At 61.6% G+C, this 15432-nt stretch carries 11 protein-coding genes; 8 read left to right on the top strand and 3 right to left on the bottom strand.

The window, feature by feature from the left end; genetic code table 11:
• Positions 1–92: 92 nt before the first annotated feature.
• The gene (ugpB, locus tag MQW79_RS17810) at positions 93–1418 is read right to left on the bottom strand and encodes a sn-glycerol-3-phosphate ABC transporter substrate-binding protein UgpB (RefSeq protein ID WP_476585834.1); all 1326 of its coding nucleotides are present in this window, start codon (positions 1416–1418) and stop codon (positions 93–95) included.
• 230 nt (positions 1419–1648) lie between these two features.
• On the opposite strand from ugpB, the gene MQW79_RS17815 reads away from it, so the two are divergent.
• From MQW79_RS17815 to MQW79_RS17845, 7 genes are all read left to right on the top strand, one after another.
• Positions 1649–3355, top strand: coding sequence for a Na/Pi cotransporter family protein (locus MQW79_RS17815; RefSeq protein WP_476585835.1), 1707 nt, complete (start codon positions 1649–1651; stop codon positions 3353–3355).
• A 167-nt stretch (positions 3356–3522) separates the two neighbouring features.
• Entirely contained in the window at positions 3523–4545 is a 1023-nt protein-coding gene (locus MQW79_RS17820) for a LacI family DNA-binding transcriptional regulator (RefSeq protein WP_476585836.1), read from the top strand.
• A 130-nt stretch (positions 4546–4675) separates the two neighbouring features.
• Complete coding sequence (locus tag MQW79_RS17825) at positions 4676–6349, top strand: ABC transporter substrate-binding protein (protein WP_476585837.1); 1674 nt, start codon at positions 4676–4678, stop codon at positions 6347–6349.
• A gap of 173 nt (positions 6350–6522) precedes the next feature.
• A complete protein-coding gene (locus MQW79_RS17830) occupies positions 6523–7497 on the top strand; it encodes an ABC transporter permease (protein WP_476585839.1) in 975 nt (324 codons plus the stop codon).
• Positions 7498–7593: 96 nt separating this feature from the next.
• A complete protein-coding gene (locus tag MQW79_RS17835; protein ID WP_476588261.1) occupies positions 7594–8538 on the top strand; it encodes an ABC transporter permease in 945 nt (314 codons plus the stop codon).
• A complete protein-coding gene (locus MQW79_RS17840; protein ID WP_476585840.1) occupies positions 8528–9499 on the top strand; it encodes an ABC transporter ATP-binding protein in 972 nt (323 codons plus the stop codon). The genes MQW79_RS17835 and MQW79_RS17840 overlap by 11 nt, the downstream gene beginning before the upstream one ends.
• Positions 9481–10491: an ABC transporter ATP-binding protein gene (locus tag MQW79_RS17845; protein ID WP_476585841.1), complete on the top strand. Its 1011-nt coding sequence runs from the start codon at positions 9481–9483 to the stop codon at positions 10489–10491. Before MQW79_RS17840 ends, MQW79_RS17845 begins: the two co-directional genes overlap by 19 nt.
• A 535-nt stretch (positions 10492–11026) precedes the next feature.
• On the opposite strand, the gene MQW79_RS17850 is transcribed toward MQW79_RS17845, so the two are convergent.
• Positions 11027–11413 carry a hypothetical protein gene (locus tag MQW79_RS17850; RefSeq protein WP_476585842.1) on the bottom strand — a complete coding sequence of 129 codons (387 nt, stop codon included), beginning with the start codon at positions 11411–11413 and terminating at the stop codon, positions 11027–11029.
• Positions 11414–11643: 230 nt separating this feature from the next.
• A complete protein-coding gene (locus MQW79_RS17855) occupies positions 11644–12861 on the bottom strand; it encodes an O-antigen ligase family protein (RefSeq protein WP_476585843.1) in 1218 nt (405 codons plus the stop codon).
• Positions 12862–13165: 304 nt separating this feature from the next.
• On the opposite strand from MQW79_RS17855, the gene MQW79_RS17860 reads away from it, so the two are divergent.
• The gene (locus MQW79_RS17860) at positions 13166–15427 is read left to right on the top strand and encodes an LPS-assembly protein LptD (protein WP_476585844.1); all 2262 of its coding nucleotides are present in this window, start codon (positions 13166–13168) and stop codon (positions 15425–15427) included.
• Positions 15428–15432 lie beyond the last annotated feature (5 nt).

Raw genomic sequence — 15432 nt, forward strand, 5'->3', positions numbered from 1 at the left:
ACAGCTCCCCCAAAGTCAGGTCCGGAAGGACCGGATGGCCTTGGGGCCATCCGGCAGAATCACCCCGATTGCTCGGGATGAGCCAGGGAGGTTCAGCTATTGGCGGCTTCGAAGTCGCGCAGGATCTGGTTGCCGCGCTCGACGGCGGAATCCAGGGCTTCCTGTGCAGTCTTGCTGCCCGAGAGCAGGGCTTCGAATTCCTCGTCCACTGCAGTCCTGACCTGGGTCAGGTTGCCGAAGCGGACGCCCTTCGAGTTGGCGGTAGGCTCGCCGCGCGTGATCTGGTTGATGGCAATGTCCGAACCCGGATTGGCTTCGTAATAGCCCTGTTCCTGACCCAGCTCGTAGGCGGCATTGGTGATCGGCAGATAGCCGGTATCCTGATGCCACTTGGCCTGCACTTCCGGGCTCGAGAGATAGGTGAAGAACTGTGCGACGCCCTTGTAGACCTCGGGGTCCTTGCCGTTGAGCGCCCAGAGCGTTGCGCCGCCGATGATCGAATTCTTCGGCTCGGCGGTCACGTCGTCATAGTAGGGCAGGGGCGCAAAGCCGACTTCGAACTCCTTGGCATTGTTGATGACGCCGGCGCGCGAGGCCGACGAGTTCATGTAGATGGCGCATTCCTGCGCATAGAACTTGGGCGGGGCATCGGCACCGCCGACCGGGCCGCCATATTCGAACAGGCCTTCATCGGCCCATTTCTTGAGATTGTCCCAGTGCTTGACCTGTACCGGTCCATTGAACTGGAATTCGGTGCCGAGGCCGCCGAAGCCGTTTTCCAGCGTGCCATAGGGCTGGTCGTGGATGGCCGACAGGTTTTCCGTCTGGATCCAGCTGACCCAGCCGGTGGTGAAGCCGCAGGGCGCGGCGCCTGATTCCATGATCTGGCGGCTCATCGTTTCGAGCTCGGCCCAGGTCTTGGGCGGCGTCTCGGGATCAAGCCCCGCTTTCTCGAAGACGTCCTTGTTGTAGTACATGATCGGTGTGGACGAGTTGAACGGCATCGACAGGATGTTGCCGTTGGTGTCCGAGTAATAGCCGGTGACCGGGGCGAGGAAGCCCGACGGATCCCATGGTTCGCCGGCATCGGCCATCATCTGGTAGACCGGGTTCACCGCGCCGGTGGCGGCCATCATCGTGCCGGTGCCGACTTCGAAGACCTGCACGATGGCAGGCTGTTCATTGGCGCGGAATGCCGCGATGGCGGCGGTCAGGGTTTCCGGATAGGTGCCCTTGTAGCTCGGGACCACCACGAATTCGTCCTGGCTTTCGTTGAAGCCCTGGGCAATGGCTTCCAGCCGCTGTCCCAGTTCGGCGTCCATTGCGTGCCACCAGGCGATCTCCGTCTGCGCCATGACCGGGCTCGCGGTGAGAATCGCGGCCAGCCCGACAGACAGACACAAAGTGTTCTTGGACATGCTCACTCCCTTTTTTTTATGCCGGGGCCTCCCCGCCCCGAGCTGGGCAAACGGTAGCATCGGGCCGGACCATTGCAACAAGAAAATGTTCATATGAACATTGAAGGGATAGTGTCGTTCCTGCAATTGAAGGGGCAACAGTATGAAATTCCATATTCTTCCTGCAATGCGGCGATAGCTTTTCAACACCTGTGGGCGTGCATTGCGTTGGGTGTGCTCATGTGAACATCATGCCAAAGCTGTTCGAAACGGCAGAGGGGATAGGGGAGGTCATGTATTTCATCGTCGTCCAGCTGATTGCCGCCATCGTGCTGCTGCTCTGGGCTGTGCGCATGGTGCGCACAGCGGTGGAGCGCGCCTATTCGGCCGAGCTCAAGCGCACGCTGGCGCGCGCGGAACGCAGTCGTATCGGCGCGGCACTGATTGGCATGGCGCTGGCCGTTGCGCTGCAGAGCTCGACGGCGGTCGCCGCGCTGGCCGCGAGTTTTGCCGGCGGGGGCCTCATGACCGTGACGACCGGCCTGGCCCTCATGCTGGGCGCCTATCTTGGCTCGGCCTTCGTTGCCAGCATCCTGTCATTCGATCTGTCGCTGTTTACATCACCCCTGATCATCATTGGCGGACTGCTCTTCCTGCGCGGCAACGACCGGCGTGCCAAGCAGGTCGGCCGCATGATCCTGGGCGTCGCCTTCGTTCTGCTTTCGCTCCAGATGGTGTCGGAGGCGACCGCACCGTGGCGGGACAGCGAAGTCCTGGAGGCGCTCGTCACCTATCTACAGGGCGATCCCTGGACCAGTTTTGCAGCGGCGGCGCTGATCACCTGGGCCTCCTATTCCTCGGTGGCCAGCGTTCTGGTCATCATCACCTTTGGTACGGCTGGCCTCATTCCCATCGAGGTGGCGGCCGCCTTCCTGCTCGGGGCCAATCTGGGCGGCACGCTGATCGCCTGGGGCATGACGCGGGGCTCGGACGTCCGGGCGAGACGCATTGCAGCCGGCGCCCTGGCGCTGCGCGGCGGTGCAGCAATCCTGTGCCTGGTGCTCCTGCAACTCGTTCATCTGGATGGTCCTGGGGCTCTGCCGGGAAATGTCGGGCAGCAGGCGAGCCTCCTGCACATCTTCTTCAACCTTGCCGTCCTGCTCATCGGCCTGCCCCTGGTATCGCTGGTCGAGGCGCTCGTGACCTGGCTGATCAGGCAGGCGCCGCCCGTCGGTCAGGCTGATGTCGCTCGGCTTCGGCGCACCGCGCTCGTGGATGATCCGCACGGAAACATCGACGCTTCCCTCACCAGCGCAACGAGAGAATTGTTGCGTATGAGTGAGTTAGTAGAGGTCATGCTGCAGCCAATCATGGAAATCGTACGCAGCGGCGATAAGGCGGCCATCCGGCGCGTCAAGGATTTGGAGCCCGAAGTCGACGCCGCCAACCGGGCAATCAAGCTGTTCCTGACCCGTCTCGACTGGGGCTCGATGGACGCCGCTCAATCCCGTCGCGCTTCCGATCTGAGCATTTTTGCCATCAGCCTCGAACAGGCCGGCGACATCGTCGCCCGCGAACTCCTGCGCGTCGCCGACCAGAAACTCGACCGGCGCATCACCTTTTCGCACCAGGGCTGGGAGGAGTTGACGGACCTCCACGCACGCGTACTGGCCAATATGCAGCTCGCCCTCAATGTCCTGGTTTCCGAGGACGCCGAATCTGCCCGCCAGCTCGTCACCGAAAAGGACGAGGTCGGCCTGATGGAGCGGCGGAGCATGGAACGGCATTTCGCCCGCTTGCGTGCCGGCGACCCAAACAGCTTTGAAACCAGCGAGCTGCACCTCGAAACCATGCATGCCTTGCGCCGCATCAACTCCCTGTTCACAGGCATTGCCTATTCGATCCTCAGCGAGCAGGGCGAATTGCTGCCAACCCGCCTTGTGAGCGACAGGGCCTGACGAAAATACGGCTCAGGAGCAGCAATATCCCGAAATGCACAGCGTAAGTCCTTGCTGCGACTGGATTTGATCATTTTGATCGGCACCCGCTTGACTCAGGCATGCAATCGATTTCATGATTTGTGGGATCGGTCCCATAAGAGACCGGCGGGGAGGACGGGAACGGGATGGCAACCATCACCGACGTGTCAAAACGCGCGGGCGTATCACGCTCCACCGTTTCACGGGTGGTGGCCGGCAATGGCTATGTTTCCGAAAGCAATCGCAAGGCCATCGAAGCGGCCATTGCCGAACTCGGCTATCGTCCGAACACCCTGGCCCAGGCCCTCCGGTCCAATCGATCCAACCTGATTGGCGCCGTTCTGGTTGACGTCGGTACGCCCTACTTCGCCAACATGATCTATGGCGTGCAGCGGGCGGTGCGCCCTGCCGGCAAGTCGCTGATCGTCTCCTCGGGCTATGCCGATCAGGACGAGGAAGCGCGTGCCATCATCGAGCTTGTCGATCGCTCCTGCGACGGCATTTTGGTTTATCTCGAACGCCCGGTGCGCGAAGACGTGGTGGACATCGTGCGCAAGGCGCGCATCCCGCTGGTTTCCATCGGCCACAATCCGTTCCCGGCCTCGCGGGGCAGGGTGATCCTCAACAATTACGAGGGGGCCCGTTCCGCCATGCGGCACCTGCTCGATCAGGGACACCGCAAGATCGTGCACCTGTCTGGCCAGGTCGAGTATGGCGATACCGTCGCCCGTATGCAGGGAATTGAAGCGGCGCTGGCGGAGCGCGCCTTGGGTCTGGGCGACATTCATATCGTCCATGGTGAATTCCACCAGAATTTCGGCTATTCGGCCACGCGCGATCTGATCGCGTCTGGCCGCGACTTTACCGCGATTTTCGCGGGTGACGACGACATGGCTGCCGGTGCCTTGCTGGCGCTCCGCGATGCGGGGCTGCGCGTGCCCGAAGATGTGTCCGTCATGGGTTTCGACGACGCCTTTCATGCCCGACACACGTGGCCGCCCCTGACCACCGTGCGTCAGCCCGTCGATATGCTCGGTGAGGCCGCTGCCTCGCTGCTGCTCAAGCTGCTCGGAGAACCCGGAACCGGTCCCCTGCAGTCGATCATCGAGACAAGCCTTGTGGTGCGGTCAAGCGTTGCCGAGCCACGTCAGCAGAGGGAGGTGGCCTGAACGCTGCATTGGCCGGCGCGGAGGAGATGCCGGTCCAGCTACAGACGGAATTTTGATCCCGCATCCAGTGTGGGATCGATCCCATAAATCGCCATTCCACGAGGAGGAGAAACAAGTGGAGGGACTTTCTATGAAGACGATCAGAGTAATGGCTCTGCTGGGTGTAGGCATGACGGCGCTGGCCGCAACCGCCCCTGCAATGGCTCAGGATGACGAAGTGATCCTGCGCCTCTTGCCCTATCACACCGACGCGATGGTGGAGAATTACAACCCCAACAACCCCACCGGCCCGCAGCAGCGCATGCGCGACTTCGCCTACGAGCCGCTCTGGATCGACAATATCTGGCACCCCGGCGAGAACGAAGAAGCCCTGGCAGTCGGCTGGGAAATTGGCGAAGACCTCAAATCCATCACCTACACGCTGCGCGAAGGCGTGAAGTGGAGCGATGGCGAGGATTTCAACGCTGACGACGTCGTCTTCAGCTTTGAATATGCCAAGGCGCACCCGGATTATCCGATGGGCATCGACGTCTTCAACGGCGAGACCGGCAACGTCACCAGCGCCGAGAAGATCGACGACTACACCGTCAAGTTCAATCTCAACGAGCCCGATGCGCTGGCCCGCTATGGCCTCAACGGCCTCTATCCGCTGCCCCAGCATATCTGGGAAAGCGTGGACGATCCCAAGAACTACCCGGCGCTCGAAGTTGTCGCCACCGGCCCCTGGACCAAGCCGCGCGGCTTTACCCGCAACGGCTTCGACCTCTGCCGCAACGAGCTGAGCCGCTACAATGCCGACAATGCCATCGACTGCCTGCGCTTCCCGCAGATGAACGGCAACGAGCAGACCGTGGCTGCCCTGTCGGCCGGCGATCTCGACTGGCTGGGCGACGGCCTCACCGATCCGGACGTGACTTTCCTGCCGCAGTCCGAGTTCAACAACTATTGGCTGCCTGCCGGTTCGGACGTGAACCTGCAGCTCAACACCACCAAGGCCCCGTTCGACAACCTCGAATTCCGCAAGGCCATGTCGGTCGCCATCGACCGCGACACCCTGCTCGAAATCTCGACCTTCGGCCTGACCACAGCCACCAAGTATCCCATCGGCACCGGCGAAATGTACAACACCTGGTACGATGAAGCGGCCCTCGAGCCATATACCTGGCTGATGCAGTACGACCCCGATGAGGCCATGGCCATGCTCGACGCAGCCGGCTTTGTCGACAAGGACGGTGACGGCTGGCGCGACAATCTCGATGGCAGCCCGATTGCCTTCGGCATTTCCATGCCTTCGGGCTGGACCGACTGGGTCAACACCGGACAGACCGTTGCCGAGAACCTGCAGGATATCGGCGTCAATGCCAGCCTCAAAACCATGGACCAGGGCGCCTGGTTTGATGGCGTGCCGGGTGGCGATTTCGACGTCTATGTCATGTGGACCAATGGTGGCCCGACCCCCTACAACCAGTATTCGCCGATGTTCAATCCGCGTCTGATGGTTGAAGGCCAGATCGACTTCCAGGCCATGCACCAGATGCAGATCCCGGAAGTCGAAGCGGCTCTCGACATTTTCAAGGGCTCTGCCGACGAGGCCACCCAGAAGGCTGCTCTCACCGACATTCACAAGGCTGTCGCCGAGAACCTGCCCACCATTTCGCTCTTCGCGAACCCCATCTGGTACGAATACTCGACCCGCCGCTTCACCGGCTGGGTGACCGAGGAAGACCAGAAGTTCCGTCCCCAGGTGCATGACGGCACGCGTGAACGCGTGTGGCACGCCCTGGCCCTGAAGCCGATCGAATAAGCGGCTTCCCCATCTGGCTGCACCCGGGCTGGTCGTTCCAGCCGGCCCGGGTGTCCAGAGCCAGAGCGTCGCGGCGGGGCTCGCCTCCCGATCTCCGCCCGGCACTTGCGCACCACGCCGACGGGGCCCGTGTTGGGCGGCGCCTCGTGCTGCATGGGCATTGAGAGGACGGAATGGTTTTCCTGTTGAGGCGGATAGCCTTTTATCTCGCGGCCTTCTTCATGGCCGTCACACTGAATTTCTTCATTCCCCGGATGATGCCGGGCGATCCATCGGCACGCATCATCGCTTCTTTCCAGGGGCGGTTGAACGAGGCTCAGGTACAGGCCATCCGCGAGGCCTATGGCGCGACGGGTTCGCTCTGGGAGCAATACCTCACCTATTTCGGCAATGTGCTGCGGTTCGATTTCGGCATCTCGACGGTGCAGTTCCCCGAACCCACGGCGTCATTGCTGTTTTACGGGGCCACATGGACTCTGGTTCTGGTTGGTCTTGCCATCTTCTTCGCCTTTGTCATCGGGTCGATGATGGGCATTCATGCCGCCTGGCATCGCGGCGGCTTCTTCGACAGTTTCTTCACGCCTATCAACGTGATGCTGAACGCCTTCACGCCGGCCATCGTGGCGCTCGTGCTGTTTTACGCCTTCTCATTGCAGCTTAAGTGGTTTCCGCTGGGCCGCGCGCATGATCCGAACCTGATGCCCGGATGGGATCTGCAGTTCATCGGCAGCGTGCTCTATCACGCCACGCTCCCCGTGCTCTCGATCTTCATCGTCAGTTTCGGCGGCTGGCACCTGGGCATGCGCAACGTGATGATCAACCTGCTCAACGAGGATTTCGTGATCCTTGCCCGCGCCAAGGGACTCAGCGATCGCCGGGTGCGCTATCGCTATGTGGCGCGCAACGCCATCATGCCGCAGATCACCGCGCTGGCGCTCTCGGTCGGCTTTCTCATTGGCGGCGCGCTGGTCACCGAGCAGGTGTTCAATTATCCCGGCCTTGGCAAGTTCACCTTCACCGCTATCCAGAGCCGCGACTACTCCTTCATCCAGGGGCAGTTGCTTCTGCTGACCATGTCGGTGCTGGTTGCCAATCTGCTCTCCGACATCGCCAATGTCATCCTCGATCCTCGTCTGAGAAAGGGCTGACCCATGGCCGACATCACCCAGACTTCCTCCATTTCGTTGACCGACCGGCTCGACCAGGAAGCGCTCAACGCCATGGCTCCAAGTCAGGCCGAGCTGATGCGCGAACTCGGCGTTCGGCCGCGGCCGGGCTGGACCAGCCGCCTGCCATCGAGCCTCGCCGCCTTTGTTACCAATCCCAAGGGTATGACCGGCGTTGTGATCCTTCTGGCGCTGGTGCTCTTTTCGATCTTCGGACCGATGATGAGCGACTACAACCCCAATCGTCGCGCCGGCAAACCCCATGTCATGCCCAGCTATGAGCATGTTCTGGGCACGACCCGCATGGGCAAGGACGTCTTTACCCAGCTCGCCTATGGCGGCCGGGTCAGTCTCGCGGTTGGCTTCGGCGCCGGCATTGCGGCGGCAATGATCGGTCTCGCGCTCGGCATTTCCGCGGGCTATTTCGGTGGCCGGACTGACGACATCATCACCTTCTTCGTGAATGTGGTTCTGGTGCTACCGGGCCTGCCACTCATCATCGTCATCGCCACAATGGTTGAACAGGCCAGTCCCCTCGTTATCGGCATGGTTCTGGCACTGACCGGCTGGGGCTGGGCCGCCCGTACCATCCGGACCCAGACCCTGTCGCTCCGTACCCGCGAATTCGTGCTTTCGGCCGAACTCATGGGTGAGAAGAAGTGGCGAATCATCCTCGTCGAAATCTTCCCCAACATGCTCAGCTTCGTCATGGGCGGCTTCGTGCTTGGCACGATCGCGGCGATCCTCGCCGAAGCCGCGCTCGAATTCATCGGCCTCGGCGATCCCAACGCCGTGACCTGGGGCACGATGCTGTTTTGGGCCCAGAACAACCTGGCGCTGCAATCTGGCGCCTGGTGGGAGATCTGGCCGCCCTGCATTGCCATCATGCTGACCGGCGCCGCGCTGGTGCTGGTCAATTTCGCCGTGGATGAAATCACCAATCCGCAATTGAAGGCCTCCCGCAAGATCGGCCGCATCAAGAAATTCCTCATGCGCAGGGGGAGAAGCGCCGATGTCTTCTGAACGGGCCCTGATCGAGGTGAGAAACCTCACCGTAGACTATGTGGGCGAACATTCCGTTGCTCGCGCCGTCAACGGCATCGACTTCGATATCCGCGAGGGCGAGGCTTTCGGCCTTGCCGGCGAAAGCGGCTGCGGCAAGTCCACCGTGGCCTTTGCTCTTGCCCGTCTTACCCGCCTCCCGGGCCTTGTCTCGGGCGGCCAGGTGCGGCTCAATGGCGAGGACGTGCTGAAATTCGACAAGGCGCGTTTGAAGGCCTATCGCTGGAACGAGGTAAGCTTCGTCTTCCAGTCGGCCATGAATGCGCTCAACCCGGTGATCCCGGTATCCGAGCAGATCATGGACGTGATCGAGACGCATGAGCCGAACCTGGGCAAGGACGGCGCCCGCGCCCGCGCAGTGGAACTTTTCGAACTGGTGGGCATCCCGCCCAAGCGCCTCGACGACTTCCCGCACCAGTTTTCCGGTGGCATGCGCCAGCGCATCTGCATCGCCATCGCCCTCGCCCTCAAACCCAAGCTCATCATCATGGACGAGCCGACCACGGCGCTGGACGTGGTGGTGCAGCGCGACATCATCGAGCAGATCGTCGACCTCAAGAATCGCCTTGGCTTCTCGGTGCTGTTCATCACCCACGATCTTGGACTGATGATCGAATTCTGTGACCGCATCGGCGTCATGTATTCGGGTGAACTGGTCGAGGTGGCGCCGGCCGAGGCGATCCTCACCGCGCCGCAACATCCCTACACGCGGGCACTCGGGAACAGCTTTCCGCCGCTGACCGGGCCGCGCGTCCGCATGGAAGGCATTGCCGGCACGCCGCCTGACCTCCGTTCGCTACCGCAGGGCTGCCGCTTCGCACCGCGCTGCCCTCACGCCATGGACGTCTGCCGTAGCGACGCTCCCGAACTGCGCTTTTACCCCGAACACCGGAGCCAGGCCGCATGTCACTTGCTGAACTAGAACGGGTCGGCTCCGCCTCGGTCGCCGAGGCGCCGATCCTTGAAATGGACACTGTCGACAAGGAATTCGTGCTTGGAGGGGCATTCCTTAATCAGAGTTTTCTCAAGGCCCTTTCAGGGGTTTCGCTGCAATTGACCCGGGGCAGGGCGCTGGCCCTGGTCGGCGAATCCGGTTCCGGCAAATCCACCTGCGCTCGCATGCTCGCGGGTGCCTACCAGCCAACGTCAGGCGCCATCCGCTATCGCGGTCAGGACATTTCCAGCTTTCACGGTACCCGCATGCAGCAATATCGCTCGCAGGTACAGATGGTGTTCCAGGACCCGTTTGGTTCGCTCAATCCCACCCAGTCGATCGGCTATCACCTCGAGCGCCCCATTCGCCTGCATCGTCCTGATCTCAAGGGTCCGGCCGTCGAGGCCGAAATGCTGGCCCTGCTCGAGCGCGTCGGTCTTCGGCCCGCGGCCGACTATCTGAAGCGCCGCCCGCATGAATTGTCCGGCGGCCAGCGCCAACGCGTCGCCATCGCAAGGGCCCTGTCGGTGCAGCCCGATGTGCTGCTGGCGGACGAACCGACCTCGATGCTCGATGTGTCGGTGCGCCTCGGCATCCTTAACCTGCTCGAGGATCTCAAGCGCGACCGGGATCTGGCGGCCCTTTACATTACCCACGACATCGCCACGGCGCGCTACTTCGCCGAGGACGCGGCAGTCATGTATGCTGGGCATCTGGTGGAGCAGGGGCCCAGCCAGAAGATTACCGACAACCCGCGTCACCCCTATACCCAGCTGCTGATCGAATCCGTACCCAATCAGGCCCGCAAGATCGAGACGGGCAAACCGCGCCGCGCCGTCGATATCCCGCTCTGGACCCGCGACAGCAAAGGGTGTCCTTTCGTCTCGCGGTGTCCTAGGGCAACGTCGATCTGCAAGGAAGTGATGCCGGGGGCGACAGCAGTGGGACCGGGTCATATGGTGCGGTGTCACAATCTGTGAGCTTGCAGTTGGAGTAGCTGATGTGGTGCCGTTAGCGCCCAGTGCGACGGACAGATATTGAAAGCGCGAATAAGGCTGAACGGAACCTTGCCGTTTGGACTATAGGGCTGTGTGTCGAGACAACGAGCCAGCTTCCTGCAAATCGCCTGTAGCTGAAAAAGATCTGACCGGTTGGCGACCAAGCTTGTCAGGGTGAAATGGGACGCCAGGAACTTGAGTTCGGCGAATGAACCGCCCGAGTGTTGCCTATCGACGATTGGTCTTTTCGTGTTGAGGAAGCGATTTGAGGAGTGCCGACAACCGACTGCCGGCTCTGCGGGGGCATCGATGCCTGCGCTGCAGCGTCTCATATGCCCGAGCTTGAGGCCAGCGATCTCGCGCGATTGATCCCGTTTCTGCAAGCTAGAGCCAGGCCGAGCTCTGCCCGCTGCAGCAATATCCCGCGCCCGGGCCGCCCACTTGGCAAGCCCGCTCTAGACCGAGCACCTGCTGGAAGTCCTGGTGCCGCCCGAGGCGGTGCGCTGCACCAGTTTGGTCACGCGGTCATGGCCGTGCATCTGGGACGGACAGTCAGCGCGTTCTCGGTCCTGGCCGGCGTCGGCCATGAAGGAAAACGGAGGTTGATCCGTCCCAAGTCGTGGTGACCGCCCAGGCCATCGCGGACGATATCCGAATCCTGCTGGCCGGACGGGCCGCCGATACCCTTGTCGGCTCCGGTCCCAACATCGGGGCGCGTTCTGACCTCGCCCGGGCGGCCCAGTGCATTCACGAGGCCTATTTCGAGCCCTTCATCCGGCAATGGGCTGGGCAGGCCGCCGAGTCCCGTGCCGCGGGTCTGGTTGGCAGTGTCATCGGTCATCCGCACCTCGGGACAACGTCCCTGTGCAGACTTAATTGTCCCATCCGCCTTGATGCGATCCATCTTAAATGGATCCTCAGCCGGTTCTATGTGCCGGGGCAGCCGTCGGATTATCCGGCAGGGTAAGTCCCCCGACCTGTCGTACCCACGCAAAATACGAGAAAGTGCCTCGTTCTACTTCGAGACTCCGTTGTATTCCAAATTCCGCGGCATGTGGTGCAAGGCAGCAATACTTAAGCGCAGCGAGGTCCCCCCAATATGGTGAGGTGTCATACCCTCTGGGACTGGGGCGGTCATGGCGCGTTCTGTTGTCTGGTCTGCGTCGCTGTTCGTGGGGAGCACAGAAAGCCGATGATGACGCAGGTCACGGCAAAGGTCGTGGTCAGGGTCAGGATGCCGAACATGGCGTTGGTCAGGCCCATGATGACAAAGCCAGTGACCAGCGTGACAGCAAGCACGATGGTGAAGGCCCGATGCCCTGACGGCGGCGCGCGCAGGGCTTCGACAACGGGCGCCAGTACGAAGAGCAGATAAGCCGCCAGTCCGAAAAGGCCCCCACTGGCTGCCATGTCGGCCAAGTCATTGTGCAGATGTGGCGTACCCGAGAAAGTCCCGTCGACGAGCCGGTTGGCAACCTCGGTAAAGACGAGAGGGCCATGACCAAAAATCGGGGCTTCCAGAAACGCTCGGAAGGCGCCCAGATACATTTGCAGGCGCAACCCGGTCGTGTAGTCGGCTGGGGCCCCCGTCGCCATGTCGATGATGTTGGTCAGCACTCGCTGGACCCCCGACAGCTGGTTGGCACCGAGTGCCAGCGCCACAGCTGCCACGACGACGACTGCCAGCGAGCCCGCCAGAACAAGACGTCGCGGCACCAGCCTGACCAATGCTGCGGTCAGCGCTACAACTGCAAACATTGCGACCACGGCTATCACGGCGCCACGTGCCCCCGACAGCAGCACCGGCACGACGGCAACTAAGGGAGCGAGAAAGTAGATCGCTTTTCCCTTGCCACGATTGCCGATCACCCCGACAAGCCCGGCGAAGCCAACCATCAGGGCGGTGTCTGCAAAGTGGATCTGGTTGGCCACGAGCGTACCCGCCCGGGCGGTGCCGGTGGTTTGCACTTCGACTAGGGCCATCACCGCCGCGCCGCCAACGCCCGTAAACGCCAAGAGCCCGATGAGGTCGGAGTACGACTCTTGGTCGGTATCGCCAAGCAGCACGACGAGGGGAAGGATCGCGAGCATAGGCGCGAAGAAAAGTAGACCCGCCAAGCCGGATAGACCCGCACTGACGACATAGGCAATGCCCACGAGGGCCAATCCAAGAAGCGGCATCCAGACGATGGGTCGGGAATAATTCGCGATTGCACGCGGCCAGACCAGCAACAGGGCAACGGCACTAGTCGCCAGGAAGATCGTATTGCTCGCTTCCGGTGCAACCGGTGCAACGGCCAGGGTGGCGATGATCGAAAGGGTTGGGATCGTTGGAGGAATGCTGTCACTCATGCCATCTCAATTATCTGGGCCGCTACTGCGGCGCAAGTTTGGCTGCTAGGCCGTTCGTGCCTCCCAACTCCGCTGGCCAAAAGGGGCGGCAAAAGAGCCACACTGCCGGCGAGTTTGTACATTCTTCATTGCCGGACTCTAGATTGCTGGGGTAGTTTGCCATCCACGGGCGTTTCGGCTTTGGACGGCGTTGCGTTTTCTTATGTCAGCGTAGTGTGGTCATGCCGAGCCGGAGTTCCAGAGCAAAAAGCGCGAGGGGGACTTTGCGATGAAGCCCAGCTTGCGTTCGCACCTGCTGGGAACGATGTTCCTGGTGGCTGCCTCGGCCGCCGGATTGCCGGCTAATGCCCAAGGCCTGCTGCCGCAGGACTTCTTTTCCGCGCCGATTGATCCCGCAGCCCGAACTGCCATCGAGGCGGACGAACTGATCTTTGATTCCGCCCAGAATGTCATCCGCGCCAGTGGCGACGTCGTGCTGCGCGTAAGTGGCTACGTTCTGACAGGACGAGAGCTGGTCTATCGCCGTTCCGAAGGAGAGATGGAACTGATCGGGGACGCGACCGTCACCGATCCGGCCGGGAATGTATCGCGAAGCGAGACGCTGAAACTAACCGGCGGATTGCAGAGAGCGGTCCTGAACAGCATGACCGTGACGGCCCATGACGGCTCTCGTATCACCGCTGACAGCGCCGAGTTCGACCAGGTCCTCAATTCCATCCTCACCGATGCCCAGTATGCCCCCTGTGGCGACTGCGTCGGCCCTCAGGGCCAACGCATCGGCTGGTCGATCAGTGCTGCCCGAATCGTCCAGAACGCCGAGGATAACTCGATCACCCTCGAGCAGCCTTCGATCGCGTTGCTGGGGATTCCCGTTGCCTGGTTGCCTTACCTCTGGCTCCCCGACATGAGCAATGATGCGCTCGACAGCATCCCGAGGCCCAGCCTGGGCTATACTGACGAAATTGGAGCGAAGGTCGAAGTGCCGGTTATGGTCTATTCGGCCCGAAACACCAGCGTCATACTCTCGCCCACTCTTGTGAGCCGCCAAGGCTTCCTGATGGGTGCGGAGTGGATCCAGCGCTTTGACCGCGGCTCGTTCAGCATCAAGGCGTCGGGCCTTTATCAGTTCGACAAGATGGCCTTCGCCTTCGCCGATGCGCAGCGCGACTGGCGTGGTGCAATCCAGGCCTCGGGGGAATTCAAACCGGTCGAGGAATGGACCGTCGGTGCTGCCTATTCGGTGTTCACCGACAGCGCCTATTTTGCCAACTATCTGCTCGATCCCAGGCGGTCCGCAGTCAACGAAATCTATGCCACGCATCTCACCTCAGACACATATGTCGACGCGCGGCTCCAAGAGTTCAATTTGCTTGGCAACAATACCCAGCAAATTCGGGATGAGCAGGGGATGGCGTTGCCCAACCTGCGGGTGGCTCGCACCTTCAGCCTGCCCGAGCAGGGCGGTCGTGTGGAAGTCGAGGGCCGGCTCCTCAATATTTCCCGCAAGGCAGACTCTGCGAGCACCATCAACGGCGTGCCCTATGACTACGGCTATGCGGGCAATCGCGTTCACGGCATGGCGCAAGCCAGCTGGCAGAACCAGTGGATTGCCGGCGGAGCAGTGATTACGCCGTTCGTGGGCCTTCGGCTAGACGCAGCCGCCTATGATGGCAACAGCAATCTAGCCTCGGCGCCCTCTGACCAAACGCTGCTGGGTGCCACGCCCATCGCCGCGTTCGACGTCCGTTACCCCCTGGCTGCCTATGGCAACGGCGTCACCCACCTGATCGAACCAATTGGTCAGATTGTCTATCGCGGCGCGTCCACAACTGCTCCGGGGATCACCAATGAGGATTCGCAAAGCGTGATCTTCGACGACACCAATGTCTTCAGCTACAATCGCTTCACTGGAATTGACCGGGAGGAGACCGGGCTGCGTGCCAATGTGGGCGGTCGCTATCTTGCGACACTGGAAGACGGGAGTTATCTCGAGCTTGTCGGTGGTCAGTCCTTCCAGTTGGCAGGGACCAACGCCTTCTCAGTACCCAACCGTCAGCAAGTCGGTGTCGGCTCCGGACTTGAAAATGCGGCTTCCTATACGGTCCTGGGCGCATATGGCGCGCTGGCTGATGCAATTACTGCCGGCGCCAAGGTGCAGATCGATACTGCTACACTGGGCCTGAGCCGGGCCGGGCTGGGCGTCAACTACAGCCAGGATGGGTGGTCTGGAGCGGTGAATTATGGCTATGCCCGGGCCACGCCGCTGACTGGCAATATTCGCGACATGCACGAAATAGGCGCGGAAATTTCAGTCCCTGTATTTGAATACTGGTCTATTTCGGGCAGCGGCTATTGGGACATCAATGCTGGCAGCTTCCTGCAAGTCGGGGGCGGGGTTGGCTACAATGACGGCTACCTGGCAATTTCCGCGGGCGTGTCCCGGACCGGGCCCACGCACACTGTCCCCAACGACTTGCGTGCGACAGCTTCCTTCAAGTTGATGGCACCGGCTGGCCTTGAACTGGGCTATTCGGGCGCGGTTCCAGTCGCAAACTGGTTGCAATAGGAGCG

This window comes from Devosia sp. Micro-HW1 (genome assembly GCF_056341075.1).

Bases quoted from the DNA above. Each gene is read 5' to 3' on its own strand.
- ugpB (WP_476585834.1), bottom strand. From the start codon at position 1,418: ATGTCCAAGAACACTTTGTGTCTGTCTGTCGGGCTGGCCGCGATTCTC.
- MQW79_RS17815 (WP_476585835.1), top strand. From the start codon at position 1,649: ATGCCAAAGCTGTTCGAAACGGCAGAGGGGATAGGGGAGGTCATGTAT.
- MQW79_RS17820 (WP_476585836.1), top strand. From the start codon at position 3,523: ATGGCAACCATCACCGACGTGTCAAAACGCGCGGGCGTATCACGCTCC.
- MQW79_RS17825 (WP_476585837.1), top strand. From the start codon at position 4,676: ATGAAGACGATCAGAGTAATGGCTCTGCTGGGTGTAGGCATGACGGCG.
- MQW79_RS17830 (WP_476585839.1), top strand. From the start codon at position 6,523: ATGGTTTTCCTGTTGAGGCGGATAGCCTTTTATCTCGCGGCCTTCTTC.
- MQW79_RS17835 (WP_476588261.1), top strand. From the start codon at position 7,594: ATGCGCGAACTCGGCGTTCGGCCGCGGCCGGGCTGGACCAGCCGCCTG.
- MQW79_RS17840 (WP_476585840.1), top strand. From the start codon at position 8,528: ATGTCTTCTGAACGGGCCCTGATCGAGGTGAGAAACCTCACCGTAGAC.
- MQW79_RS17845 (WP_476585841.1), top strand. From the start codon at position 9,481: ATGTCACTTGCTGAACTAGAACGGGTCGGCTCCGCCTCGGTCGCCGAG.
- MQW79_RS17850 (WP_476585842.1), bottom strand. From the start codon at position 11,413: ATGGATCGCATCAAGGCGGATGGGACAATTAAGTCTGCACAGGGACGT.
- MQW79_RS17855 (WP_476585843.1), bottom strand. From the start codon at position 12,861: ATGAGTGACAGCATTCCTCCAACGATCCCAACCCTTTCGATCATCGCC.
- MQW79_RS17860 (WP_476585844.1), top strand. From the start codon at position 13,166: ATGTTCCTGGTGGCTGCCTCGGCCGCCGGATTGCCGGCTAATGCCCAA.